This window comes from Thalassolituus sp. UBA2590 (assembly GCF_002339775.1).
Lineage (GTDB): Bacteria > Pseudomonadota > Gammaproteobacteria > Pseudomonadales > Oceanobacteraceae > Thalassolituus.
Genome location: NZ_DDKU01000035.1, coordinates 42,407 through 68,299, shown reverse-complemented (window position 1 = coordinate 68,299; position 25,893 = coordinate 42,407). Strand labels below are relative to the sequence as shown.

Genomic DNA, 25,893 nt, shown 5'->3' with positions numbered 1-25,893 from the left:
GTATCTGATTCGCCTGATATTTACCGTACTACCGTCTGACAAAACGCGCAAGCGCGAATGTAAAGCGTGCCGGTTTTGCTCAAAAACTCCAATTCATACTGTATGGATACCCCCCATTTCTTTACATTCAGATTGTCCGCATCGCTTATTGTCCATCTAGCACTTTATTACTAGTTTTTGCCAACTGGTAGGATGCAGCCGCTGCTATCTCGCCCTAGACTTATAAAAGGAACACATAACTAAGGTGGCTTATGGCTGAGAGCTTCAGTGTAGAACGTATGCTGACGGGCAAGATGGCGGCGGTGCCAGCGTCGGGCTGGATGGCGTTGATTCGTGCAGGGTATTACACAGGCGGTTGCACCGACGAGACTCAGTTGGTGCGTTCGATGGCCGAGCAGATGTCTGAGCCTTTGTTGGCCCATGCGTCGCGTGAGGCTTGTCGCTTGATCACTGAGTTGCGCGAGCATACCGATGAGCTGTCGTTGTTTGATCAGTTTATGCAGGAGTACAGCCTGGATAACGACGAAGGCCTGACACTGATGATTATCGCCGAGGCTTTGCTGCGCATCCCTGATAAGTCATCACGTGATGCCTTTATCCGCGCGGAGATCTCTCAGGCGGATTGGGAGAAGCACCTGAGCCATAGCCCATCCCACTGGGTTAACATGGCAACGCGTGGCTTGTCGGTCAGTGGCCGCATGGCGCGGTTAAAGAACGCACTCGGTCGCCTGATTACCCGCCCCGGCGAACCAGTGATCCGCAATGCGCTGCAATATGCCATGCAGATGCTGGGCAATCAGTTTGTGCTGGGTGAAGACATCAGCAGTGCTCGTGTCAATGCCGAACGTACGCACTCGGAGCTGAATGCCTTTTCGTTCGATATGCTGGGTGAGGCAGCGCTCTGTGATGACGACGCCGAGAAGTATCTGGCCAGCTATCGCGCGGCGTTAAAAGAGATCGCACTTCAGAACGAAGACTCTAATAAAACCACTAGTGCATCTAAACGCCCCTGCTCGCTTTCAATTAAACTTTCTGCCCTGCACCCACGCTATGAAGATACCCAACGTGAAGACGTTAAGGTCAGGCTCTATGATCGCCTCGCAACTCTGGTACGTGAAGCCCGTGAACTCTCGGTGCCTGTCACCATTGATGCCGAAGAAGCTGATCGGCTGATTCTTTCGTTGGAATTATTTGAACAGGTACTGCGTAGCGAAGGCGCTGACTGGGGTCAGTTTGGCCTCGCAGTGCAGGCTTACAGCAAGCGTGCTCTGCCCGTACTGGGCTGGCTTGATGCGTTAGCACGAGAGCACGCGGTAAAGATCCCGGTACGCTTAGTCAAAGGTGCCTACTGGGATAACGAAATCAAACTGGCGCAGCAACGTGGCTTACCCGGTTACCCGGTATTTACCCGCAAGGAACATACGGACCTTTCTTATCTGGCCTGTGCCGCCTTTATACTGAAGAGCTCGGGCATTTATCCGCAGTTTGCGACTCACAATGCACACACTTTAATGGCGGTGTCGGCGATGGCGGATGCGCTGTCATCGGGAGACACCAGCGAGAACAGGTGCGATGTCTGCGAGTATCAACGCCTGCAGGGTATGGGCGAGCCTTTGTATGACGCCTGGCAAAGCAAGCGCAAAGACTACGTGCGTACTTATGCTCCGGTCGGTGAACACAAAGAACTGCTGCCTTATCTGGTGCGGCGCTTGTTAGAAAACGGCGCCAACACTTCGTTTGTGCATCACTTATGGAAGTCTGAAATCAGCCCTGAAGCGTTGGCACAGTCACCGCTGGAGCTTGCCCGAGAACACCATTTTGCGCCCGCAGCGGACATTCCCGCGCCGGCCAATATTCTTGCACCGCGTCAAAACTCGGCCGGGCTCAACCTGAATAACCGCGATGAAACCGATTCATTACTCGCAGGTTTAGAGCGCTGGAAATCTCACCAGTGGCAAGCTCGTCCTCAGGTGAGAATCAGCAGCATGACCACCTATCAGCCGGATATCGTAGTGGGCTGCCCCTTCTCTGCACACGACAAAGTGGGTCTGGTGCAATGGACGCACCCAGACGATGTGTACGCCATTATTGATACTGCCCAACGCGCCTTTACTCATTGGAACAACGAACCGCGTCCTGCGTTTGCCGCCCAACGAAAAACCTGGCTGCTGACCCTGGCTGATTTACTCGAAACCCACCGACATGAGTTGATCATGTTATGTGTGCGTGAGGCTGGTAAAACCCTGCAGGACGCCGTGGATGAGATTCGCGAGGCCGTAGATTTTTGTCGCTATTATTCGGGCTTTATTGATGAAGGTTTCGCTGAGCCGATAGCCCTGCCCGGCCCGACCGGTGAATTGAACCAATTGCACTATGAAGGTCGCGGTGTTTGGTTTTGCATCAGCCCCTGGAATTTCCCGTTGGCGATATTTATTGGTCAGGTCAGCGCAGCACTCGCCGCTGGCAATGCCGTCATTGCCAAACCCGCAGAAGCCACCAGCCTGATTGCCACACGTGCTATTGAACTTGCTTATGCCGCGGGCGTACCTCAAGAATTACTGCAGTGCGTACCTGGGTCTGGCCCGATACTGGGCGATGTATTCTGCAACGATGCACGTATTGCTGGCGTAGCCTTTACAGGCTCTCATAAAACAGCCCATAAAATCGCGATGGATCTCGCCCATCGTCGTGGCCCCATCGCGACATTTATTGCAGAAACCGGCGGTCAGAATGCGATGATCGTTGACTCGACCGCACTGCCTGAGCAAGTCGTTAAAGACGTCTTACGCTCTGCCTTTGGCAGTGCCGGGCAACGTTGCTCAGCATTGCGAGCCTTGTATCTGCAATCCGATATTGCCGATGAAGTTATCCGCTTATTAAAAGGCGCTATGAATGAGTTAGTGGTAGGAAATCCAGGCGATATATCCACCGATGTCGGCCCGCTGATTTCGATGCAAGCAAAGAACAGTCTGCTTGCTCATATCCGCCATTTAAAAAGTCATGGCGAGCTGTTGGCTCAAGTCGATAACATTCCCGAAGAAGGTTTCTTTTTAGCCCCCGTTGCGTACGAGATTGGATCAATTTCAGAACTGGACGACGAGCACTTCGGGCCGATCTTACATGTCATCCGTTACCAGAACACTGACCTGCCGAAAGTTATTGAAGATATTAATAACACGGGATTCGGTCTGACCTTGTCTGTGCATTCCCGCAATCCTGAAGTGTCGGGCTTTATTGCGCGCACCGCTCGCGTAGGCAACGTATATATTAATCGCGATCAGATCGGCGCCGTGGTGGGTGTACAGCCCTTTGGCGGCCTGGGTCGCTCAGGCACTGGCCCGAAAGCCGGTGGGCCCGATTATGTAAAACGTTTTGCCTGCGAACGTACTGTCAGTGTTAACACCAGTGCGATTGGTGGTAACGCTGAGCTGTTGCGGAAAAAGAATCAAGGCTGAAGCAGCAGGTAGGATTACTGACGATAAAGTTCTTTGTCGTCAGTAAAGATTTTATCGCCCACGTTTTCAGCCTGCTTAAGCGCCTTCAGCGAGCTGGAACGGAACTCGCGTGAATACAGCACAGCGGTAATTAATGCTGCGGTGCCCATAAACACCCACTCAGAGACAAACCAGCTCAGTGCGGCCATCGAGAAGTAGAAGGCCCTCAGCCCGTTGTTATAACTGTGACTTGCCTGATCAATCACTTTTGCACTGTAGAGCGCCATACTGCGACGATCACCGGGAGTCACCGAATTGTCATCAGGCATAGGTGCAGCGCCCACTAAAACCGAGGCAAAACCAAACTGACGCATTGACCAGGTAAAGGTGAAGTAGGCGTAAATAAAGATGACCACCAGCACTGCCAGTTTAAACTCAAGCTCGGTCAGTGAATCGCCTTCAACAAATGAGACGGTACTAAGCATGGCGCTGATTTTATCGGTTGCGGTCAGTGCGGTAAGCAGACCGGCAATGATCAGCACGCATGATGAAGCAAAGAAGTTTACGTTGCGCTCGATGTTTGCCAGAAGCGCTGCATCCCCCACGCGTATCTCACGCTTGAGCATGCGCCGCATCCAGTTAATACGATGCACATGCAGTACCGACGACAAAGACGCAGAACGCTTAGCCCGATAGTGAGCAAATTTAGCGTAACCAAACCAGCAGAAGATTAACCAGCCGAGGCTGATAAAATTCAACATGCCTATTTCTGCAAACCCTGCCATTTGAGCTGTGCTCCCTTGTCTTGAGGTAGGTTCTGAACCCTACAGAAGAGATACCAGGTAACGAATACGTTCGTCGGATAGCTGGCGGTAATCAAAGTACGGGCACACAATCACACCGGCATCATTAATTGCAAATCTACTGTCGAGCCATTTTGCACCATTCGTTTTAAAAAATCCGCATTCTTCAGCGAACTGCTTGCCCATCAGAATAATCTGACTGGCTGGGGCCTCATTACAAGGAGCCTCGTAGCAAGGCGCTCCATAACAGAGAGCAACCTGGCTACCGGGCTGGAGCATCAGGGAGTCGCGGTAATCCTGCCAGCACCTGAAATCATCGGTGCCAGTAAATTTCAGTTCATACAGAAACTTGGCAAAGACATTAAAAATTTTGCGCCAGTGATTACCTTCATTCGAATTGATCTGAGTAATGTCGCCGTCTGCCAGAGGCAGGACATCGCCCGGATAAGCGAAGGGTTCGAGCGACGGTCGGTTAGCAAGATATACCCGCAATGTCGCCTGCGGGTCACCTAAGCCGACATCAGCAGTAAGCGCTCTGGTCATATCAGGACGGTTCAAACCAATGCTTAGTACGATTAGCAAAAGCAACCAGCGAGAGCATCACAGGGACTTCAACCAGAACACCTACAACTGTAGCCAGTGCAGCACCCGAATTCAGGCCGAATAATGCAATAGCGACCGCGACCGCAAGCTCAAAGAAATTACTGGTGCCGATCATACAGGCAGGTGCAGCGACGTTATGCTTAAGCTTCAGGCGAATCGCAATAAAGTAGGTAATCGCGAAAATACCGTAGGTCTGAATCAGCAGAGGAATGGCGATCAGCAGCATATCCAGAGGATTCTCAACGATGCGCGGCGCCTGCAAGCCAAACAGAATAAGTACGGTCGCAAGTAAACCGATAATAGACAGCGGCTTTAAGGTTTCAGATAAGCGTGCCACACCGTCAGCGCCCAGCGCTTTACGGGTAATAACGCCAGCGATTAATGGTAATACCACATACAAGGCGACTGAGATCAGCAATGTTTCCCACGGGACTTCAATATCGGAGACACCGAGCAGGAAACCCGCAATCGGTGCAAATGCAAAAATCATAATGACGTCGTTCACTGATACCTGCAGCAGGGTATAGTTCGCATCGCCGCGTGTCAGGTGGCTCCAGACAAATACCATGGCTGTGCATGGCGCCACGCCTAACAGGATCATACCGGCGATGTATTCCTGTGCGGTGGCGGGTGACACCAGATCCGCAAATATGTGATGAAAGAACAACCAGCCCAGTGCCGCCATGGTAAATGGTTTAACCAGCCAGTTAATCACCAGTGTGAGTGCAAGACCTTGTGGCTGTTTAGTTACGTCTTTGATCGATGCAAAATCGACTTGCATCATCATCGGATAAATCATCAACCAGATGAGTACCGCAATCGGCAGGTTAACGTTCGCAACCTCAGCATCAGCTACGACCTGAAATACCTCGGGCATAAAAAGACCGGCACCAATACCTGCAATAATGGCAAGCCCGACCCAGACAGAAAGATAACGTTCGAAAATACCCATCAGGAAAAACGCTCCGGTGTGAGAAGCTGCCCGATCGCGGCTTCGAGTGATTGTTTATCAGTAAACTCACTCAGTGACGCAGAAGCCAACTGAGACAGGCGCTGCTGCATCATCTCCCCTACTTCTCTGAACATTCCTTGCTGCATGTCTTCTGTTGGTAGTTTTGATGGATCAGGTAAGCCCCAGTGTACCCGTGCTGCATTGCCAAACCAGACCGGACAGGTTTCGCCCGCGGCGCTGTCACACACGGTGATCACCACATCGGGGGCAAAGCTTTCGTGATCATCCCAGCTCTGGCTGACAAGACCCTCAGTGGAGATATTCTGGCTTTCCAGGTATTTCAATGTGCCCGGAAACACGACACCTGCAGGCTGGCTACCGGCGCTTCGGGCATCAATTCTGCCCTGAGAAATATGACGCGTCAGTGCTTCAGCGAGAATGCTACGACAACGGTTGTGGGTACAGATAAAAAGTATTTTCATAAGTCTGACGTCAGCAGCACGCTGACGATTCTCCAGGGGTGATCGTTATTCCGGGGGTAGATTCCATTACGGACTCGATGACGACAGGTGCCAGCGCGTTGATGGTCTGATCTACCCACGCAGGTAGCTGAGGTACTAAGGAGTAATAAACCCACTGGCCGCGACGCTCGGTCTCGACCAGACCGGCTTCGCGTAAAATAGCCAGATGCCGGGATACTTTGGGTTGGCTGAGTTGCAGTATCTCCATCAGGTCACAGACGCACCTTGGCCCTGATTTCATTGCAATCACTGAGGTCAGCCGTGTCTCATCGGCGAGCAGTTTCATGAGTTCAACGGGTGTCATTGTTTTTAAGCCCTGTATTTCGACTCGTAGCCTTTACCAGAAGTCGCCAGCCAACACATACGCCAAACCATATATATGTTTTTCCGTATATGCAAATTTTACCTCTGCCAAACGGCCGGATTGCCCCTTTTTCAAGTAACTAAAAGGCTGCTAGTGTTATCTCATCTTTCTCAAACCCTCTTTTGACTGAGCTTAAGGAGCGATACATGCCACGCGGTAAGTATGACGTCATTATTTTTGGTGCCACTTCGTTTGTGGGTGGAATTCTCACCCGCTACATCGCTGCACAATACGGCTGGAACAAGGATCTGAAATGGGCAATTGCTGGCCGTTCTGAGCGTAAGCTTCAGCAGGTGCGTGGCACACTCGCGCCGATTCTCGGTAATGATGCCGGAGACGTTGAATACATCATTGCTGACGCCGCCGACGAAGCGAGTCTCGCCGAACTGTGCGATTCAACCCGCGTGGTTGTGTCTACCGTGGGTCCTTACGCTCTGTATGGTGAGCCACTGGTAAAAGCCTGTGTTGACGCCGGCATTGACTACTGCGACCTCACCGGTGAACCACAGTGGATTAAACGTATGCTGGATAAATACGAGTCGCAGGCGGTAGAAACCGGCGCACGTATCGTTCACTGCTGTGGTTTTGATTCCATTCCATCAGATATGGGCGTGCGCCACCTGCAAGAGCTTGCTAAAGAAAAAGTCGGCCACACCGTCAGCAAAGTTGAGATGCGTGTTAAGGCGGCCAAAGGCGGGATGTCGGGCGGCACTGTCGCCAGTATGCTGCAGCTGACAAAAGAGGTAATGGCGAACCCATCACTGAAAAAAGAACTCGCCAACCCCTACTCGCTGTGTCCGCCGGATCATGGTTTCCGCGCGAAACAGCCTGATATCAAGGGTGCCTTCTTTGATCGTGCTTCGAATGCCTGGGGTATGCCTTTCATTATGGCGGCGATTAACACCCGAGTGGTTCATCGCACCAATGCGTTACTCGAAAAAGAATACGGTGAGCGCTTCCTTTATAACGAGGGCATGCTGACAGGCAAAGGCGCGAAAGGTCGTCGCATGGCCAAAGCCATGACACTCGGACTGGGTGCTTTTATCGTGGGTGCCGCCATCAAGCCAACCCGTGCTTTACTGGAAAAATTCGTTCTGCCTAAACCAGGCCAGGGACCATCTCCTAAAGAGCAGGAAAGCGGTTACTTTGATATCCGTTTCTACGGCTACGATAAAGATTACAAGCACGGCAAAGAACCCGTGATTGCTACCAAAGTGACCGGCGACAAAGATCCGGGCTACGGCTTCACCGGCAAAATGCTGGGCGAAGCGGCTGTTTGCCTGGCACTCGACTACCACAACCGTGGTAAAAAACGCTGGGGCAAAGGTGGCTTCTGGACGCCGGGTTCTCTGTTTGGTGAAGTCTTTATGGAGCGCCTTCAGAAGAACGCCAATATGACGTTTGAAGACATCACGCCGGCGGAGTCCGCCGACGAAAAAGCGGCGTAAGAATTACGCCAGAGGCCCAGAGTTTTCTATATGTCGTGCTCTGGGTCTGATTCCGGTCCATGCTCAGGATCATTCGCCGCTTCCATGGCAAAAAGTCTCAGAGCAATATCATCTCGGTTGCTCTGGAGTTCACGCAGGGCACTATCAAGCAGACTCTGATCATCGTCACCAGGACGCTCGGACGATTGGTGATCAAGTGCCATCAGAATATCCTGAAGTTGTGTTTCGATTCTGCGCAGACGTTGTTCGATACGATGTTCCTCACTGTTTCTATGTTTCATAACCTCTCCTTAGTGGGAGAATACCCAACAAGGTAATTGTTATGACTAAGAAATGAGCAACAGGTTCAGTGCTTTCAGCCTGAAACTGTCTGGAATCTAATGAGAGACTAATTGGAAACTACAGGAAATGCCAACGTACCCCAGTCTTCATGCGGGTGCTCAAGCATGATGTTCAGAACGACAGGCAAAAGTGTCATCAGCAGACTTGAGCCGGTTTCGACCTGCTCACGGTTCACACGACTGTTGAAGGTCGCGCCACCGCCAATCACCTGCTCCTGCAGTACACTGAGACGCTCAAGTGTCAGTGCCAGCAACTCGGGGACTTTCTTTCGGCTAAGACAGTTCAATGCTTCGACCGATGAGCGCTCAAAACGCTCTTTCCAATGGCTTTCTGCGGTTGGATTCACCGCAACCTGACGCTGTGCTTCCCAGAACGGGCCATACACAAACTGGTTTTTGAGCAAGGCTTTGACTGAACCAGAGTATTGGTGCCAGAGCATTTCGTAGATGGCTTGTTCTTTGTCGAGGGAGACCAACTGTTCGATCAGCTTCAGGAAGCTGCTGTTACCCGGCTGGCTTTCGTCCGTCAGGCAACAGGCACTGAGAGAAATCCACGCAGTGATGAATTGCAGGTCTGCATTGCCCTGCTGGTCCTGGGCTGCACGCCACCAGCTGATTGCGCGGTGAAGGCGCGTCGAGTGCTCTTCGTTAAACAGATCTCTCTGTGCACGCAAACGCTCGTGCAATTCATCGGGTGTCATGCAGCTTCCTTACGGGTATCAATTAATGACAGCAGTCGGAATGATCATCAAAGTCGATGGCCAGATACAGCTTCGCTTCAGGAAACGCCGTTGGGTACGCAACGTAGTAATGCGTTTCTTCGTCGACCGGCCACCAGCAGGAAGCCGCGCGAGGGACTTCACTCAGGTCGACTCGCTCAACACTGTAGGCCAGGTTGTATTGCTCGGCTTCCGGAAAGTCTTCAAGAAATTCTTTCGGTAACCCTTCAACGGCGGTATCGAGTTTGTTTTCTTCGTTTAATCCCTGAAGTTTTTTCGTCCACTCAGGGTTCTGGCTGCACTCAACCAGAAACCCAGCAAGGTAACGGCTGTGGTGTTTTTTTAAAATACGCGGTTTCATAGTGAATCCTTATTTGAATCCCTGAAGGTGACTTACCAAGGTAACGGCTGGCCATTAGAGTGCCAGAAGCTACCTGTTGTTTCGAGGGTCAGGTCGTCAATGCGTTCAGCAATACCTTCTGCGGCCTGCTCTGGCGAGATATCGCCGTTAAACCCAACCATGCGCGTCTGCACGAAGCCCGGATGAATCTGAGCGACCATTACGCCGTGCTCTTTCAGATCATTCGCGAGGCTTTTACCGATAGCATTGACCGCCGCTTTTGAAGCACGATAGCCGTAGTACGCGCCTGAGGTATTGTCCTCGATTGAACCCATGCGGCTGGTGATATTCGCAATCTTAGTACCCTCAGCCATTAACGGCAGAAGCTCACGGGTCACCATTAATGGAGCAATGGCATTCACTTCGAACTGTGCGCGAATGCGATCACTGTCGAGATCGTGCAGAGTCTCGTTAGTGAATAAGCCTGCGTTGTTGATCAGTACGTCGATGGGATCATCAAGAATCCGGTCCAGCACCATGGCAATGCCTGGTAGTTGTTCTTCATTCGTAATATCGATGTCTGACAGCACCTGATCGGCGATCTCTTCGATCTCGTCGTTGGTTTCGCGACAAACCGCTGTAACTGAGTCACCGCGCGCTTCGTAAAGCTTCGCCAATGCCAGTCCAATTCCCCGGTTCGCCCCAGTAATTACGATGTTTGCCATGATCTGCCCTTCCACAATTTGATAGACGCAAGTCTAACGATTCTGGAATCGCACGTCTTCCCTACTGATACTTTGCAAACGAAATACAGAAACCTGTATTCAGGTACAATTTAACGGCAATAAAAAAACCGCGCCGAGGCGCGGTTTTTTGAGTTACTCAGAATCTGATCCGCATCAAGCGACAGATGCCTTATATTCAGCCATCAGAGACTTAATACGCTGGCTCTGTTCGTGCAGTTGCTCTTCGAGTTCGTGGTACTGCTGACGAATCGCGTTCTTTTCCCACTTCTCTTTGAGCTGCTTGCGCGTCTCATCGAGTTTTTCGCTCTGTGCTTCTGCCCATTCATTTAGCATAGCGTGGTACTTCTCGTATTCTTTCTCGAGCAGTTCAGTCCACTTCTCAGAGTTTTCAGCTTTCGCAAGCTTCTCCTGAGCACGTTTGAATTGCATCTTCACCATGGCACGACGGATTTTGAAATCCGGAACCGTGCGCAGATTGCTGGTCAGACCCACGTATGAGCAACCTTTAATGAACCACTTGGTTGGGTCCCAGTGGAACCAGCGGATACCGTTACGGTAGTCAGTCTGGAAGATGTGGTGATAGTTGTGATACCCCTCACCATGCGTCAGGAATGCGAAGAATGCATTGTCACGCGCTGTGTTTTCATCCGTGTATGGCTGAGAGCCCCACTTGTGGGCAATCGAGTTAATGAAAAAGGTCACGTGGTGAGTCGTCACGATACGCAGGAAGCCAGCCAGAAGCAGCATGCCCCATACGTCACCGAAAATCAGGCCCAGTGCCAGTGGCACACCGATGTTCATCGCAAAAACGATAGGAACATAGTATTTGTACTGCCACATAACGATTGGATCTTTCATCAGATTCTTCACGTTGGCGAAATCAACGCGACCGCTTGGGTATTCGCGAATCATCCAGCCCATGTGAGAGAACCACAGACCACGTTTAGCAGAGTATGGGTCTTTATCTACATCATCACAGTGGCGATGGTGTACACGGTGGCCAGAACACCAGTCAAGGATGGTGTTCTCCAGCGCTGCCGCACCCCACAGCGCGTACCAGACGCGTAGAATCGGGTGAGCATCGTAAGCATTGTGAGACCACAGACGGTGGTAGCCGCCAGTAATCGCCATGCCGGTAATCCAGGTTAATGCCAGATAGGCAACCCAGGTTGAAGTTTCGTAGCCATATGTCATGCCATACCAAGGTACGAGTGTGACGGCAACGCCTGTCGTCACGATGAACATGATGGTCGCCGTCCAGTTTAAGGGGGCTTTTTCTTTTTGTACTGATTTACTCATAGACAACTCAGTTGGTTTACGTCAGTTACTCTACGCAGTGTAGCGATGGAGCATTACACTGTTGCGACATGATACCGGAATTAGTCAGTTATGGATGGCCTGAATGTGGTGTTAAGTCATTGTTTAATGTAAATATGGCGTCAGATTGGCCCACTTCAAATAACTCTTTCCATTTAATCAATAGTCCAAGGCCTGAATGCACAACAAGAGTGCCATTTGCGGACATAAAAAACCGCGCCGAAGCGCGGTTCTTTTTACGGCTACTGCTAATCAGCCACCGAAGTCATCAAGCATGATGTTCTCGGGTTCTACACCCATGTTTTCCAGCATGCTGATCACCGACTGGTTCATGATTGGCGGCCCACACATGTAGAACTCGCAATCTTCTGGTGCCGGGTGATCCTTCAGGTACTCTTCATACAGTACGTTATGGATGAAGCCGGTCAGACCTTCCCAGTTATCTTCTGGCTGAGGGTCAGACATAGCAACGTGCCATTCGAAGTTGTCGTTCTCTTCGGCAAGCTGATCGTATTCATCCTGATAGAAGAGTTCACGCAGTGAGCGTGCACCATACCAGAAGCTGATCTTACGCTTAGAGTTCAGACGCTTCAGCTGATCGAAGATGTGTGAACGCATTGGCGCCATACCAGCACCACCGCCCACGAACACCATTTCAGCGTCGGTATCTTTCGCGAAGAATTCACCGAATGGACCGTATACCGTCACTTTGTCGCCTGGCTTCAGGTTGAAGACGTAAGACGACATGATGCCCGGGTTAATGCCTTTGCTGCCCGGAGGCGGCGTAGCAATACGGATGTTGAACTTAACAACGCCCTTCTCTTCCGGATAGTTCGCCATCGAGTAAGCACGGATGGTGTCTTCTTTGTTGACCGCTTTCAGATCGAAGAAGCCGAAACGCTCCCAGTCACCGCGGTACTCTTCTTCGATGTCGAAGTCAGAGAAGTTAATCTCGTACGGAGGACACTCAAGCTGAACGTAACCGCCGGCACGGAAGTCAACGTTCTCCCCCTCAGGCAGTTCAAGCGTCAGCTCCTTAATAAAGGTCGCAACGTTCGGGTTAGATACCACAGTGGTTTCCCACTTCTTAACACCGAAGACCTCTTCAGGAACTTCCACTTCCATATCTTGCTTAACCGGTGCCTGACAAGACAGGCGCCAGCCTTCACGGGCTTCACCCTTGGTGAAGTGCGACGCTTCTGTAGGCAGCATTTCGCCACCACCAGATTTCACGATGCACTTACACTGCGCACAGGTACCGCCACCGCCACAGGCTGATGACAGGAAGATATTATTGGCTGCCAGTGTGTTCAGCAGCTTGCCACCGGCTTCTGTTTCAACGGTACGCTCACCGTTCACCAGAATTTTTACCTTACCGGAGTTAACCAACTTGCTGCGAGCACCCAGGATGATGAACACCAGTGACAATACAATCACGGTGAACATCACAACGCCGAGTATGATTTCTATATCCACAACCGACTCCTTACAGTGATACGCCAGAGAATGACATGAAGCCAAGAGACATCAGGCCAACCGTCATAAAGGTAATACCCAGACCTTCAAGGCCTGCCGGTACGTCGCTGTACTTCAGCTTCTCACGGATACCTGCCAGTGCAGTAATCGCCAGTGCCCAACCGACACCTGCGCCTACACCGTAGACCGTTGATTCACCAAAGCTGTAGTCACGCTCAACCATGAACAGAGAGGCACCGAGAATCGCACAGTTCACCGTAATCAGCGGCAGGAATACACCCAGCGCGTTGTACAGTGATGGGAAGTACTTATCGAGCACCATCTCAAGGATCTGAACCATCGCCGCGATAACGCCGATGTAGGTCAGCAGACCCAGGAAGCTGAGGTCGACCTGAGCGAACTCTTCACCGGCCCACGCCAGCGCACCTTCTTTCAGAAGGTAGGTATAGATCAGGTTGTTAACCGGTACAGTAATCGCAAGTACAACAACAACCGCGATACCGAGACCGAGAGACGTCTGAATCTTCTTCGAGATCGCGAGGAAGGTACACATCCCCAGGAAGAAGGCCAGCGCCATATTTTCAACAAAGACTGCCTTAACCAGCAGGCTGATATAGTGTTCCATCAGTGACCTCCGCTGTGTTCAGTGTTTGGCAGGATTTTGAATTCAGACTCTTCCACCTGATCTTTTTTCCAGGTACGCAGTACCCAGATGAAACCACCGATGATGAAGAAGGCTGAAGGTGGCAGCAGCAGCAGACCATTAGACTGATACCAGCCACCGTCGGTAACCAGAGGCAGAATCTCGAAGCCCAGCAGCTTACCCGCACCAAAGAGTTCACGAATTACCGCAACAGTAATCAGTACAACCGAATAACCAAGGCCGTTACCAATACCGTCGAAGAAGCTCAGAACCGGGCCATTTTTCATAGCGAAGGCTTCTGCGCGACCCATTACGATACAGTTAGTGATGATCAGACCAACGAATACCGACAGCTGCTTACTGATTTCATAAGCGAAGGCTTTCAGTACCTGGTCTACCACGATCACCAGCGAGGCAATGATGGTCATCTGCACGATAATACGGATGTTGTTCGGAATGTGATTCCGGATCAGTGCGATACCCGTGTTAGACAGCGCAGTTACCGAAGTCAGTGCCAGACACATTACCAGTGTCACTTGCAGACTTGTGGTTACCGCCAGTGCTGAACAGATACCAAGGATCTGTACGGCAATCGGGTTCTTACTGAAGAGCGGTTCAGTCAGAACAGTTTTAATCTGTGACATCTCAGGCTCCCTGTTCTTTCAGTTTGGTTAGCAGACTGCCGAAAGCACGGTCGCTTACCCAGAAACGCACGAGGCTGCTTACACCACGGCTTGTCAGAGTAGCACCAGAGAGTCCATCGACCTGATATGGGTTACCTGGCTCCGCCGGCCCCTTAACAACTTTAATGGCAACGTCGCCGCTGTCGTCGTAAACCTCTTTACCTTCCCAGATCGCTTTCCACGATGGGTTGTCGACTTCACCACCCAGACCCGGTGTTTCTGCGTGCGAGTAGAAACCCAGGCCAACGATGGTGTCCATGTCGCCTTTCAGTGCGATAAAGCCGTACAGCGTCGACCACAGACCGTAGCCGTGAATCGGAAGAATGATCTTCTCGATTTCGCCGTTGTTTTCGATCATGTAGATCTCAGCGTACTTTTCCATGCGCTTAATGCTGGCTGGATCTTCATCACCAGACAAAGGCTTGGACAGTTCAGGTGTTTTAGAAGCTTTACGCTGATCGTACTTCTGCGGATCAAGACCGGCGGCCTTGATTTCAGCCAGCTCGGCTTCCGTCGCAAAACGACCTTCTTCAAGATTCACGATACGGGTCGTGATTTTCTTGAACTGCTCTTCAACGCTAACGCCTGGCTGTAACATACCTGCAGCTGCCAGAACGTTTTTCTTTTTGTCTTCAACTTTGTTAGCAACCTGCAGTGGTTTCAGTGAAACCGCCGCACCTGCAACAATGATTGCACACACCAGACACAGCAGAACTGCAACGATGAGTGTCTTCTGGATGCTGTCGTTATTAGCTGACACGTGCCACCCTCCGTTTAACGTTTGCCTGAACCACGAAATGGTCAATCAGTGGTGAGAACAGGTTAGCGAACAGAATCGCCAGCATCATGCCCTCTGGGTACGCCGGGTTAATCACACGGATCATCACTACCATCACACCGATCAGTGCACCGAAGTACCACTTACCTTTGTTGGTCATTGAGGCAGATACCGGGTCGGTTGCCATAAAGAACATACCAAACGCGAAACCACCAACAACCAGATGCCAGTACCAAGGCATCGCAAACAGTGGGTTAGTGTCAGAACCAACTGCGTTCAGCAGCAGGGTCATCGCCACCATACCGATCATGACACCGGCAACAATACGCCATGCAGCAATGTTCATTACCAGCAGCACTGCACCACCAATCATAATGGCCAGGGTACTTACTTCGCCCATGGAGCCTGGTACGAAACCAAGGAAAGCGTCCATCCAGGTGATACCGGACTCAACCACTTTCTCAACACCGCCTTCAGCTGCCAGGCCAAGCGCCGTCGCACCTGTATAGCCATCAGCTGCAGTCCAGACTGCGTTCCCCGACATGTTTGCCGGATAAGCAAAGAACAGGAAAGCACGACCCGTCAGTGCTGGGTTCAGGAAGTTTTTACCTGTACCACCGAAGATCTCTTTACCGATCACAACACCGAAGGAAATACCCAGAGCAACCTGCCAAAGCGGGATCGTTGGCGGTAAGGTCAGAGCAAACAGCACCGAGGTTACGAAGAAGCCTTCGTTCACTTCGTGTTTACGGATAGTCGCGAACAGGACTTCCCAGAAGCCACCGACGATAAAGGTAACGGCATAAACCGGCAGGAAGTAAGCCGCACCGAAGACCATATTATCCCAGAGGCTGGAAGCGTCATGCGCTCCACCGCCAAGCATAGCGATGAGCATTTCACGCCAGCCTTCAAGCGGCGTTCCAGCACCGGCTGCGATGGCGTCGTTCGCCTGCAGGCCAATGTTGTACATACCGAAGAACATCGCCGGGAAGGTACATACCCAAACGGTAATCATGATGCGCTTAAGGTCGATACCATCACGCACATGAGCAGTGTTATTGGTCACGCTTGGAGGCGAATACAGACCTGTATCAATTGCCTCATAAAGCGGATACATCTTCTCAAGCTTGCCACCTTTCAAAAAGTGAGGCTCGAGGCTGTCGAGCATACTACGCAGGCCCATAATTAACCCTCCGCTTCAATTCTGGTGAGGTTCTTACGCAGAATTGGACCGTATTCGTACTTACCTGGGCAGACGAAACTGCACAGTGCGAGGTCCTCTTCATCCAGCTCCAGTGCACCCAGAGCAATGGCACTTTCCATGTCCTCAACGATCAGCGCGCGCAGCAGCTGAGTTGGCAGAACATCAAGTGGCATAATGCGTTCGTACGTACCGATCGGCACCATAGCCCGCTCAGAGCCATTCGTGGTCGTGGTGAAGTCGAACATCTTCTTCATCAGCTTGGTAACGTAGATCGGCATCGCAGAGAAGCGATCAAAACCTGGACGTAGATAGTGCAGCATCGGACGCTCACGGCCCTCTTCCAGCACGGATACCTGGGTGTGATAACGACCAAGGAAGGCAAGATCACCGGCAGCGTTGCGGCCACCGAATACAGAACCAGAAATAATACGGTTCTCGCCGTCTTTCAGCTCACCCTTAGTCAGCTCGGCAAGAGAAGCACCAACCTGAGTGCGAACCAGACGCGGGTTCTTCACCTGAGGGCCAGCCAACGCAATAACGCAATCCGTATTCAGCTTACCCGTAGTAAACAACTTACCGATCGCAATCACGTCCTGGTAGCCAATGCTCCAGACGGTACGGCTTTCACTCACTGGATGCAGAAAATGAACATGCGTACCCGTCAGGCCCGCTGGGTGCGGACCACCAAATTCTTCAGCCTGCTCAACACCCGCGCTTGGTACAGACGCGCCCGGTGCTTTACACACGTAGGTTTTACCATCAGTGAGGCGACTGATGATCGTAACACCTTGCTTGTAGGCTTCGGCATCGGCACTGATCACAACCTGAGGATCAGCGGCCAGAGGATTCGTATCCATCGCATTGATAAAGATGGCCTCTGGGCGGCTACCCAGTTCTGGCACCTTAGAGAAAGGACGGGTACGCAACGTGGTCCACAGACCCGATGCCACCAGATTCTTCTCGATGTCGCCTGCACTCAGAGTCGCAAGCTTGTCAGCTGGATAACTGTCGAAGGTTTCTTCGTCGTCGCCATCAATCTCTATAACGACGGAGAGGAGTACACGGCGTTCGCCGCGGTTGATAGCTTTTACCACACCAGAGGCCGGGGCGACGTACTGAACGCCATCGGTCTTCTTGTCAGTAAATACCACCTGGCCTTTCTTGACTCGATCACCTTCCTGAACAGCCATCGTTGGCTTCATACCAACGAAGTCCGGACCGACTACGGCTACCTGAGTAACCTTAGGACCGTCCGAAATTTTCTGTTCAGGGCTACCGGTGATTGGTAAGTCGAGACCTTTTTTAATGTTGATCATATGCCTCGCCTAATCACGTTTGGATTCTGTCTTCCTCAGGCGTACAGAAGTACACTTTGAGGTATCGGGTACCACAAAGCGTAGATTCACGCACGGACCTGTGCGGAGACTACCCATTTCCCAAGTAAAAAATCGCGCTAAGTATAATGACGCAACTGACTTTTATCCACTGACGTTAAGGTCAATCTCACACTAATGGATAATGCCGGCCACGTCTGTACTGGATTTGTATAAATTCTAGACAAAAAAAAGCCGCTGTCAGACGACAACGGCTTTTTTATGTTCCGGCTTAACCGCGAGACGGGTAAGTCGGGTACTCAACGCCGCATACCTGCTGCGCGATACGAACCACCTGACGGCTGTAGCCGTACTCGTTATCGTACCAAACGTAAAGGTTTACACGGTTGCCGTTAACAATGGTCGCTTTGGCATCAACAATGCCCGCGTGGCTGTTGCCAACGAAGTCAGTTGATACAACTTCTGGAGAGTTAACCCAATCAATCTGCTTCTGTACAGCTGAGTGCAGAGCCTGATCACGCAGGAAGTCGTTAACTTCTTCAGCGCTGGTTTCTTTCTTCAGGTTCAGAGACAGGATCGCCATAGAAACGTTTGGCGTTGGTACACGGATCGCGTTACCGCTCAGCAGACCTTTCAGTTCTGGCAGTGCTTTCGCTACTGCGCTCGCTGCGCCTGTTTCAGTGATTACCATGTTCAGCGGAGCAGAACGGCCACGACGGTCACCTTTGTGGTAGTTGTCGATCAGGTTCTGGTCGTTGGTGTAGGAGTGAACAGTTTCAACGTGACCGTTCTCGATGCCGTACTGATCGTTCATCACTTTCAGTACAGGCGTAATCGCGTTGGTAGTACATGATGCTGCAGACAGGATCTTGTCAGATGCATCGATGTCTTTATTGTTGATACCGTAAACGATGTTTTTCAGGTCGCCTTTGCCCGGAGCAGTCAGCAGTACCCGCGCGGTGCCTTTTGCTTCAAGGTGTTGAGCAAGGCCAGCTTCGTCACGCCATACACCAGTGTTATCGATAACCAAAGCGTTCTCGATACCGAATTCGGTGTAATCAATCTCAGCCGGGCTGTTGGCGTAGATGATTTTGATGTAAGTGCCGTTCGCAATGATGGCTTCGTTTTCGTGGTCGATGCTGATAGAACCACGGAAAGTACCGTGTACAGAATCACGACGCAGCAGTGACGCACGCTTAACCAGGTCATCACCTTTACCACGACGAACAACGATAGCGCGCAGACGCAGACCGTTACCGCCACCTTCTTTCTCGATCAGGATACGAGCCAGCAGACGACCGATACGACCGAAACCGTACAGAACAACGTCACGGTTCTCGCTGTCACCCGCTTCGCCGTTCAGGCTAGCCAGTTCTTCAGCCAGGAATTCTTTAACGTCTTTGCCGTTACCTTCGGTGCGATATTTAACCGCCAGCTTACCCAGGTCGATGTGTGCCTGAGCAACGTCCATCTCGGTCAGAGCCTGCAGCAGAGGATAGGTATCCTGAACTGACAGTTCTTCGTTTTCCATGTGACGGACAAAACGGTGCGCTTTCAGGAGCTCAATGACTGAGCGATTAATGACCGGACGGCCGTAGATAGAAGAAACGATGCTTTTCTGGCGGTACAGGGTACCAATCAGAGGAATCATTGACTCGGCGATGGCTTCACGGTCCATCCAGTCCTGTAAACAGGCGTCGCGCTGGTCTTTGCTCACGGGGTCACCTTACAAAGAAGTTAATTTAAGAGGAAAAATCGGGGCGGTATTATGCCGATTTTCGAGGCCGCCGACAAATCTTTCGCAGGCGCCGTGCCGTCGCGATTTCGTTCGGTTAACAGTGCCCGGTGCTTTGGGTAAACTAGCCGACCTTATTTGCATCGATCACACCGCTCAGGAGCGCGAATGTCCAGCCCTTTACACCCTGAACTCCCCCAACGTGCAGGTGAACGCCGTTTCTGGGGCCAGCTGACGGGTTCTACCCAGGCCATGGCACTGGCCAGTGCTGCGACTGAACACACGGGGCTGACATTGGTTGTCACCACGGATACCAGCTCGGCGCTGCGCCTCGAAGAAGAGATCCGCTACTTCGCGCCGGATCTTGAGGTCATGCACTTCCCGGACTGGGAGATTCTGGCGTACGACATCTTCTCGCCCCACCAGGACATCATTTCCCAGCGTATTGCGACTCTGAGCCAGCTACATGATGTCCGCAAGGGTGTGCTGATCATTCCGGTTTCAACCCTGCAGCAGCGACTTCCACCTGCAAGTTTCTATCAGGGCCAGACTTTTGTTCTGGATATCGGCAGTACTTTTGATGTCGACAACACCAGACGTCAACTTGAGAACGCCGGCTATCATTGCGTTGATACCGTGTACGAACACGGTGAATACGCAGTGCGCGGCTCAATCATCGACATATTCCCTATGGGGCAGCCACTGCCGTTCCGCATAGAGCTGTTCGACGACGAAATTGAATCACTACGTACCTTCGACCCAGACAACCAGCGCACGCTGGATAAAATTGAGCAGGTCAGGATTTTACCAGCGCGTGAATTCCCGTTAGATACAACGGCCATCCGCACTTTTAAGGCACGCTGGTTCGACTTCTTCGAACAGGACCCGAAAGCCTGTAGTGTGTATACCGATGTTGCTCAGGGCATTGCTCCGGCAGGTGTTGAATACTATCTGCCACTGTTCTTCAGTGATGATCTCGGCAACCTGTTTGAACACCTGCCAGCCAATACGCTGGTCATCCATGATGCGGGGATCGAAGACGCAGCCAAACATTTTCGTGACGATGTTGAGACCCGCTACGAAAGTCGTCGCTACGATATTCAGCGCCCTATCGTGCCACCGGCGCAGCTGTTTCTGGCGCACGACGAGTTATTCAGCGCGCTGAACAACTACCCTCGTGTTCAATTGCACGACAAAGAGCTTCCGGAGCGCGCGGGTGGCGTGGCGTTTGAAACTCAGCCTCTTCCTGATCTCACCGTCGATTCACGACTGGATCAACCACTACAGCGCTTGCAGGCCTGGCTGGCAGACGCCGACGGTCAGGTCTTCTTCTGCGCTGAGTCCGCCGGTCGCCGTGAGGCCCTGAAAGAGTTACTGCAACGCATTAAAGTCCTGCCGGATGAGTTTGAACGCTGGCCCGATGCGCTGGTGTCGGAGAAGCGCATCCTGATGCTGACAGGCCCGCTGGAGGCCGGTGCATCGATGACCGATAGCGGTCGACAGATTCACCTGATCACTGAGAACGAATTATTCGGTCAGCGCATCCGCCAGACCCGCCGTCGTCAGAAGCAGAAAACTGACAGCGACATGGTGATCCGCGATCTGTCAGAGCTGAAGGAAGGCTCTCCGGTGGTTCACCTCGATCATGGTGTCGGGCGCTACACGGGGCTTCAGACACTGGATGCAGGCGGCCAGGTGAATGAGTTCGTTGTGCTGGAATACTCTGGTAACGACAAGCTCTACGTACCGGTATCAAGCCTGCACCTGATTTCCCGTTACGGTGGTGGCGCCGAAGAAACCGCGCCAATGAACAAACTCGGCACCGATAAGTGGTCAGCCGCGAAGCGTAAAGCCGCTGAGAAAATTCGGGACACCGCCGCAGAATTGCTTGATATCTACGCCCGCCGACAGGCACGTAAAGGCTTTGCTTTTGATGAGCCAGATACCGATTACGAGCGTTTTGCAGCAGGCTTCCCTTACGAAGAAACACCGGATCAGCAAGCAGCCATCGAAGCTGTGATTGGTGATATGTGCTCACCGCGCCCAATGGACCGTCTGGTGTGTGGTGATGTTGGCTTTGGTAAAACCGAAGTTGCCATGCGCGCCGCTTTCATGGCCGTTCAGAGTGGTAAACAGGTCGCCGTACTCGTACCGACTACCCTGCTCGCACAACAGCATTATCAGAACTTTGCCGACCGCTTTGCCGAGTGGCCGGTCAAAGTCGATGTGCTGTCGCGTTTCAAATCAGCAAAAGAAACTCAGGCTGCATTGGACCGTATGCTGGAAGGCAAAACAGACATCGTCGTTGGCACGCACAAGCTGCTGCAGAAAGACGTGAAATTTGACCATCTTGGTCTGCTGATCATCGACGAAGAACACCGGTTTGGTGTCGCTCAGAAAGAGAAAATCAAAGCTTTAAGGGCAGAGGTCGATATTCTCACCTTAACGGCCACGCCGATTCCACGAACGCTGAATATGGCAATGGCGAGCATCCGGGATCTGTCGATTATCGCGACGCCACCGGCCAAGCGCTTAAGTGTAAAAACCTTTATCCGCCAGCAGGACGATACTGTCACCAAAGAAGCGGTTCTGCGGGAAATTCTGCGTGGTGGTCAGGTGTATTACCTGCACAACGAAGTGAAGAGCATTGAGAAGACCGCGCGTGAATTGAGCGAAGCCATTCCTGAGGCGCGTATCGGTGTGGCCCACGGACAGATGTCAGAGCGCGAACTGGAAAGCGTGATGAGCGACTTCTACCACAAGCGCTTCAACATGCTGGTGTGTACCACCATCATCGAAACAGGTATCGATATCCCATCGGCAAACACCATCATTATTGAGCGTGCTGATAAGTTTGGTCTGGCGCAGCTTCATCAGCTCCGGGGCCGCGTCGGTCGCTCGCATCACCAGGCGTATGCGTATCTGCTGACACCACCACCGAAGCAGCTCACCAAAGATGCAGAAAAGCGTCTGGATGCTATCGGTGCCTCCCAGGACCTGGGAGCGGGCTTTATGCTTGCGACGCACGACCTTGAGATTCGTGGCGCTGGTGAACTGTTAGGCGATGAACAGTCGGGTCAGATTGAAACGATTGGTTTCACCCTCTATATGGAAATGCTTGAGCAGGCCGTTAATGCGATTCGCGCCGGTAAAGAGCCTTCAGTTGACCTTGCCGCAACGCACGGTGCCGATGTAAACCTGCATATTCCAGCCTTGATTCCGGATGACTACCTGCCAGACGTGAACAGCCGCCTGACGCTCTACAAGCGCATTGCCAGCGCCAAAGACGATCACCAGCTGAAAGAGCTTCAGGTAGAAATGATCGACCGCTTCGGCCTGTTACCTGAACAGGTTAAGAACCTTTTCCGTATTGCGTCACTCAAATTCAAACTGCAACCGCTGGGTATCGCCCGACTCGATGCCAACGACAGTACGGGCAAAATTGAATTCAGCCGTGATACCGAGATAAATCCATTCACTCTGATCAAGCTGGTGCAGACGCGACCGGATGCCTATAAACTGGACGACGGAAACTCGCTGCGTTTCTACGCGAACATGGAAACACTCGACCAGCGTTTCCGCACTATTGATCAACTTCTGACAGATTTACAGAAGGACCCGAATTCGTGAAGACCCTTTCCGCCCTGCTCTCTGCGGGCCTGACACTGAGCATGCTGCCCAGCGTTGTAAACGCGACAGAACATTATCGTGTCGAAGTTATGCTGTTCACTTATCTGGACGAAAACAGTGCCCGCGAGGAACACTGGCCACTCCTTAAGGAGCGCGCAGAGGCGGAAGAAGCTGCAATTGCGGCGGCATTAGAAGAAGACACTTCAGCGATGGCCGAATCAGAGCCAGGCATTGTGAAGTCAGAGGAAGGTATGGCGGGCGACGCCAATCCAGGTGTTCTGCAGGTATCCGCTGAAGAATCGTCAGAGCTTAACAGCGACGCTTCAGACGAGATGAACTCCGCCGAAGAAGATACTGACAGCACGCCTCCGGTAACGCTGCTCGACGACCTCGAATTCGCCAACGCCGTTAATCGCTTTGGCTACCGCAGCGATATGAAAGTCGTGTGGCACCAGGCCTGGATCGAAGAACTTCAGGATTCAGCCAACGCCTACGATCACGAAGTAACCGCCAGTTACGAAGAAGAGAACTTCCGCATCGATATCAGCGGTAGCTTCAACCTGTACCGTAGCCGCTACATTCATATCCGCCCGGATCTTGAAGTAGACCAGCTGATCTTCACCATTCCGGCTGATGCACCACTGTCTGGCGAGACTACTGAAAATACCGAAGAAGGCGCCATGACCATGGCCGTCACCTCTGACACCATATCTGACAACATAGGTAACTCAGACGCCCTTCCCGGGGTTGAAGGTCAGATGACGATCCTTCCCCCGGATCAAGGGATCACCAATGAGCCTGTGGCTGAACCTGAGCCAGAATGGATTCCGCTGCGCGCAGCAAAAATCGAGCGTAGCCGCCGCATGCGCAGCGGTGAGGTCCACTACCTTGATCACCCCCTTCTAGGTATGGTCGTCAAGGTAACGCCTTATGAGGTGCCAGAAGAGGCCTCAGAAGAAGCCCCAGAGAGCGAAGCTTCAGATCAGGGATAATGAAGCTGCGATAATATCGCGGACTTCACTCATTCCTGAGTCGATCACGGCGCGTATCTCATCCATGGTAATCAGGTCGTCGCTCTTTCCGGCGGCCGGATTCACGACAAGACAGATACTCGCGTAAGGAATACCCAGCTCTCTCGCCAGGGCTGCTTCAGGCATGCCCGTCATACCGACCAGATCACAACCGTCTTTATCGAGACGATTAATCTCAGCGATAGTTTCTAATCTTGGCCCCTGTGTCGCCGCATAGACCCCGAAATCAAGCGCGTCGACTGAACATTCTGATGACGCTTTAACAAGCGCCTGGCGCAACGTCTCATCGTACGGATGCGTGAGATCAATATGCTCAAGCGGACGGTACTCACCATCAAAAAAAGTACTTTCGCGGCCCCAGGTGTAATCAACCACCTGATGAGGAATCACAATTTTGCCTGAACCCATGTCCGGGTGAATACCGCCCACAGCATTCACAGCAATGATATGAGTAACACCCTGCGCCTCTAATGCCAGCAGGTTAGCGCGGTAGTTAATCTTATGTGGTGGGACTTTGTGAGGATGCCCATGCCGCGCTAGAAACACAACCTCCTGCTCTCGCCAGCGCCCGACTGACAGCGGTGAAGATGGCTGTCCAAGGTCAGTCGTTACAGCCAATGTCTGGCTGATCTCCGGCCCATCAAGCTCGGTTAAGCCGGTGCCGCCAATAACAGCGATTTTACGAGAAGTTGCACTCACAGGTTGTCGTCTCTGATCAGTTGATACGAGCCCAGTATTTTACGGGCCTCGGCCATGCCCTTTTCATCAAGGGCATTAGCCTTGCTATCGGGTTTTAGTGATTCAAGCTTTAAAGCGCCAGTGCCTGCACGGTACAAATCGGCAACGGCACTGACGACATCTTTGGCGGCCTGTCGGTTATTGCAGACCACCAGTGCGTTGGCTCCCGCCTGAGCCGCAGCGATCGACCGCTGATAAAAGTCGCCGCCACTGGCAGCGCCTTCCATGGACAGGTCATCGCTGAAAATGATGCCGCTGAAGCCGAGCTGCTTACGCAGAATATCCTGCAACCAGACAGAAGAAAAACCGGCGGTATGGTTTGCATCAATGGCAGGATAGACGACGTGAGCAGGCATAATGCCCTGTATCACGCCTTCGCTGATCAGCGTTTTAAAAGGTACCGACTCGGCTTCTAAGGCTTCGGCATCGCGCGGGTCGACCGGTAACTCCAGATGTGAGTCCGCTTCAACGGCACCATGCCCCGGAAAGTGTTTACCAACGGACATCATGCCCGCAGAAGAAAGTCCTTCGCACCAGGCTCTGGCCAATGACGTCACCGTGTCTGCGCTGTGACCAAAGGCACGATCACCAATCACCCGAGAAAGATCTCGCTCAATATCCAGAACCGGGGCAAACGTCAGATCAACACCATGCGCGATTAACTCAGTAGCCAGAAGTTGGCCACCCAAACGGGCGAGCTCAAGCGCTTTTTCAGGTGATTCCACAAAAATGGCTTCATAGCGCATCATCGGCTCAAACAGCGTAAAGCCGGAGCGAAAGCGCTGCACACGACCACCTTCCTGATCTACGGTGAGCAGGAGGTCGGGTCTCAACGCGTTTAATTCTCCCGTCAGAGCTTTCAGCTGCTGAGGAGATTCGTAATTGCGCGCGAAAAAAATAAGCCCGGCGATTTCAGGCTGAGTTAAGAAATCACGATCCTCATCCGTCAACGCCGTTCCTTCAATATCGGTAATCACGCCGACGGCCTGTGCTAACGCATCCGACACAGCGTATGAATCAGTGGAAGAAACTGAAGACTCGGTCATCGTCATC

Annotated in this window: 23 protein-coding genes; 4 read left to right on the top strand and 19 right to left on the bottom strand. The window is 52.1% G+C overall.

Annotation, left to right across the window (positions count from 1 at the left end; translation table 11 throughout):
• The first annotated feature begins 251 nt into the window (after positions 1-251).
• The gene (gene putA, locus B2067_RS03360) at positions 252-3,455 is read left to right on the top strand and encodes a bifunctional proline dehydrogenase/L-glutamate gamma-semialdehyde dehydrogenase PutA (RefSeq protein ID WP_301387440.1); all 3,204 of its coding nucleotides are present in this window, start codon (positions 252-254) and stop codon (positions 3,453-3,455) included.
• 14 nt (positions 3,456-3,469) lie between these two features.
• Here the strand turns inward: putA and B2067_RS03355 are convergent, their stop codons facing one another.
• The 5 genes from B2067_RS03355 to B2067_RS03335 all read right to left on the bottom strand — a co-directional run bounded on the left by B2067_RS03355 (position 3,470) and on the right by B2067_RS03335 (position 6,617).
• On the bottom strand, positions 3,470-4,195 hold the full coding sequence (locus B2067_RS03355) for a DUF599 domain-containing protein (RefSeq protein WP_217693593.1): 726 nt from the start codon (positions 4,193-4,195) through the stop codon (positions 3,470-3,472).
• A 63-nt stretch (positions 4,196-4,258) separates the two neighbouring features.
• Positions 4,259-4,780, bottom strand: a complete 522-nt coding sequence (locus B2067_RS03350; RefSeq protein WP_301387439.1) for a DUF6942 family protein — start codon at positions 4,778-4,780, stop codon at positions 4,259-4,261.
• 1 nt (position 4,781) lies between these two features.
• Positions 4,782-5,792 carry an ACR3 family arsenite efflux transporter gene (gene arsB / locus B2067_RS03345; RefSeq protein WP_068442916.1) on the bottom strand — a complete coding sequence of 337 codons (1,011 nt, stop codon included), beginning with the start codon at positions 5,790-5,792 and terminating at the stop codon, positions 4,782-4,784.
• The gene (locus B2067_RS03340) at positions 5,792-6,274 is read right to left on the bottom strand and encodes an arsenate reductase ArsC (RefSeq protein WP_301387438.1); all 483 of its coding nucleotides are present in this window, start codon (positions 6,272-6,274) and stop codon (positions 5,792-5,794) included. Before B2067_RS03340 ends, arsB begins: the two co-directional genes overlap by 1 nt.
• 10 nt (positions 6,275-6,284) lie before the next feature.
• Positions 6,285-6,617, bottom strand: coding sequence for an ArsR/SmtB family transcription factor (locus tag B2067_RS03335; RefSeq protein ID WP_076516198.1), 333 nt, complete (start codon positions 6,615-6,617; stop codon positions 6,285-6,287).
• A 206-nt stretch (positions 6,618-6,823) separates the two neighbouring features.
• Here B2067_RS03335 and B2067_RS03330 point away from each other — a divergent pair, with 206 nt between their 5' ends.
• On the top strand, positions 6,824-8,125 hold the full coding sequence (locus B2067_RS03330; protein ID WP_301387437.1) for a saccharopine dehydrogenase family protein: 1,302 nt from the start codon (positions 6,824-6,826) through the stop codon (positions 8,123-8,125).
• Between the two features lie 26 nt (positions 8,126-8,151).
• Here the strand turns inward: B2067_RS03330 and B2067_RS03325 are convergent, their stop codons facing one another.
• The 12 genes from B2067_RS03325 to B2067_RS03270 all read right to left on the bottom strand — a co-directional run bounded on the left by B2067_RS03325 (position 8,152) and on the right by B2067_RS03270 (position 19,423).
• A complete protein-coding gene (locus B2067_RS03325) occupies positions 8,152-8,406 on the bottom strand; it encodes a hypothetical protein (protein ID WP_068442909.1) in 255 nt (84 codons plus the stop codon).
• A gap of 107 nt (positions 8,407-8,513) precedes the next feature.
• Positions 8,514-9,167 carry a hypothetical protein gene (locus tag B2067_RS03320; RefSeq protein ID WP_301387436.1) on the bottom strand — a complete coding sequence of 218 codons (654 nt, stop codon included), beginning with the start codon at positions 9,165-9,167 and terminating at the stop codon, positions 8,514-8,516.
• Positions 9,168-9,189: 22 nt separating this feature from the next.
• Positions 9,190-9,546 (bottom strand): hypothetical protein, encoded by a 357-nt coding sequence (locus B2067_RS03315; protein WP_068442903.1) that lies wholly within the window; start codon positions 9,544-9,546, stop codon positions 9,190-9,192.
• Positions 9,547-9,578: 32 nt separating this feature from the next.
• On the bottom strand, positions 9,579-10,250 hold the full coding sequence (locus B2067_RS03310) for an SDR family oxidoreductase (protein WP_297532007.1): 672 nt from the start codon (positions 10,248-10,250) through the stop codon (positions 9,579-9,581).
• A gap of 174 nt (positions 10,251-10,424) precedes the next feature.
• A complete protein-coding gene (locus B2067_RS03305; RefSeq protein WP_297532009.1) occupies positions 10,425-11,570 on the bottom strand; it encodes a fatty acid desaturase in 1,146 nt (381 codons plus the stop codon).
• A gap of 270 nt (positions 11,571-11,840) precedes the next feature.
• On the bottom strand, positions 11,841-13,064 hold the full coding sequence (nqrF, locus tag B2067_RS03300) for an NADH:ubiquinone reductase (Na(+)-transporting) subunit F (RefSeq protein WP_068442897.1): 1,224 nt from the start codon (positions 13,062-13,064) through the stop codon (positions 11,841-11,843).
• Between the two features lie 10 nt (positions 13,065-13,074).
• Positions 13,075-13,692: an NADH:ubiquinone reductase (Na(+)-transporting) subunit E gene (nqrE, locus tag B2067_RS03295; protein WP_245820096.1), complete on the bottom strand. Its 618-nt coding sequence runs from the start codon at positions 13,690-13,692 to the stop codon at positions 13,075-13,077.
• On the bottom strand, positions 13,689-14,351 hold the full coding sequence (locus B2067_RS03290; RefSeq protein WP_068442891.1) for an NADH:ubiquinone reductase (Na(+)-transporting) subunit D: 663 nt from the start codon (positions 14,349-14,351) through the stop codon (positions 13,689-13,691). The genes nqrE and B2067_RS03290 overlap by 4 nt, the downstream gene beginning before the upstream one ends.
• 1 nt (position 14,352) lies before the next feature.
• Complete coding sequence (locus B2067_RS03285) at positions 14,353-15,150, bottom strand: Na(+)-translocating NADH-quinone reductase subunit C (protein ID WP_301181254.1); 798 nt, start codon at positions 15,148-15,150, stop codon at positions 14,353-14,355.
• Positions 15,140-16,351 carry an NADH:ubiquinone reductase (Na(+)-transporting) subunit B gene (locus tag B2067_RS03280; RefSeq protein WP_068442885.1) on the bottom strand — a complete coding sequence of 404 codons (1,212 nt, stop codon included), beginning with the start codon at positions 16,349-16,351 and terminating at the stop codon, positions 15,140-15,142. Before B2067_RS03280 ends, B2067_RS03285 begins: the two co-directional genes overlap by 11 nt.
• A gap of 2 nt (positions 16,352-16,353) precedes the next feature.
• The gene (locus tag B2067_RS03275; RefSeq protein ID WP_068440123.1) at positions 16,354-17,688 is read right to left on the bottom strand and encodes a Na(+)-translocating NADH-quinone reductase subunit A; all 1,335 of its coding nucleotides are present in this window, start codon (positions 17,686-17,688) and stop codon (positions 16,354-16,356) included.
• A gap of 289 nt (positions 17,689-17,977) precedes the next feature.
• Entirely contained in the window at positions 17,978-19,423 is a 1,446-nt protein-coding gene (locus B2067_RS03270; protein WP_301387432.1) for a glyceraldehyde-3-phosphate dehydrogenase, read from the bottom strand.
• A 186-nt stretch (positions 19,424-19,609) separates the two neighbouring features.
• On the opposite strand from B2067_RS03270, the gene mfd reads away from it, so the two are divergent.
• Both mfd and B2067_RS03260 read left to right on the top strand, forming a co-directional pair.
• A complete protein-coding gene (gene mfd, locus B2067_RS03265) occupies positions 19,610-23,071 on the top strand; it encodes a transcription-repair coupling factor (protein ID WP_301387431.1) in 3,462 nt (1,153 codons plus the stop codon).
• A complete protein-coding gene (locus tag B2067_RS03260; RefSeq protein ID WP_297532018.1) occupies positions 23,068-24,063 on the top strand; it encodes a CsiV family protein in 996 nt (331 codons plus the stop codon). Before mfd ends, B2067_RS03260 begins: the two co-directional genes overlap by 4 nt.
• Here B2067_RS03260 and B2067_RS03255 read toward each other — a convergent pair.
• Both B2067_RS03255 and nagZ read right to left on the bottom strand, forming a co-directional pair.
• A complete protein-coding gene (locus B2067_RS03255) occupies positions 24,049-24,801 on the bottom strand; it encodes an S-methyl-5'-thioinosine phosphorylase (protein ID WP_301377372.1) in 753 nt (250 codons plus the stop codon). The two genes, B2067_RS03260 and B2067_RS03255, sit on opposite strands and share 15 nt — an antisense overlap.
• Positions 24,798-25,886, bottom strand: coding sequence for a beta-N-acetylhexosaminidase (nagZ, locus tag B2067_RS03250; RefSeq protein ID WP_301387429.1), 1,089 nt, complete (start codon positions 25,884-25,886; stop codon positions 24,798-24,800). The genes B2067_RS03255 and nagZ overlap by 4 nt, the downstream gene beginning before the upstream one ends.
• Between the last annotated feature and the right edge of the window lie 7 nt (positions 25,887-25,893).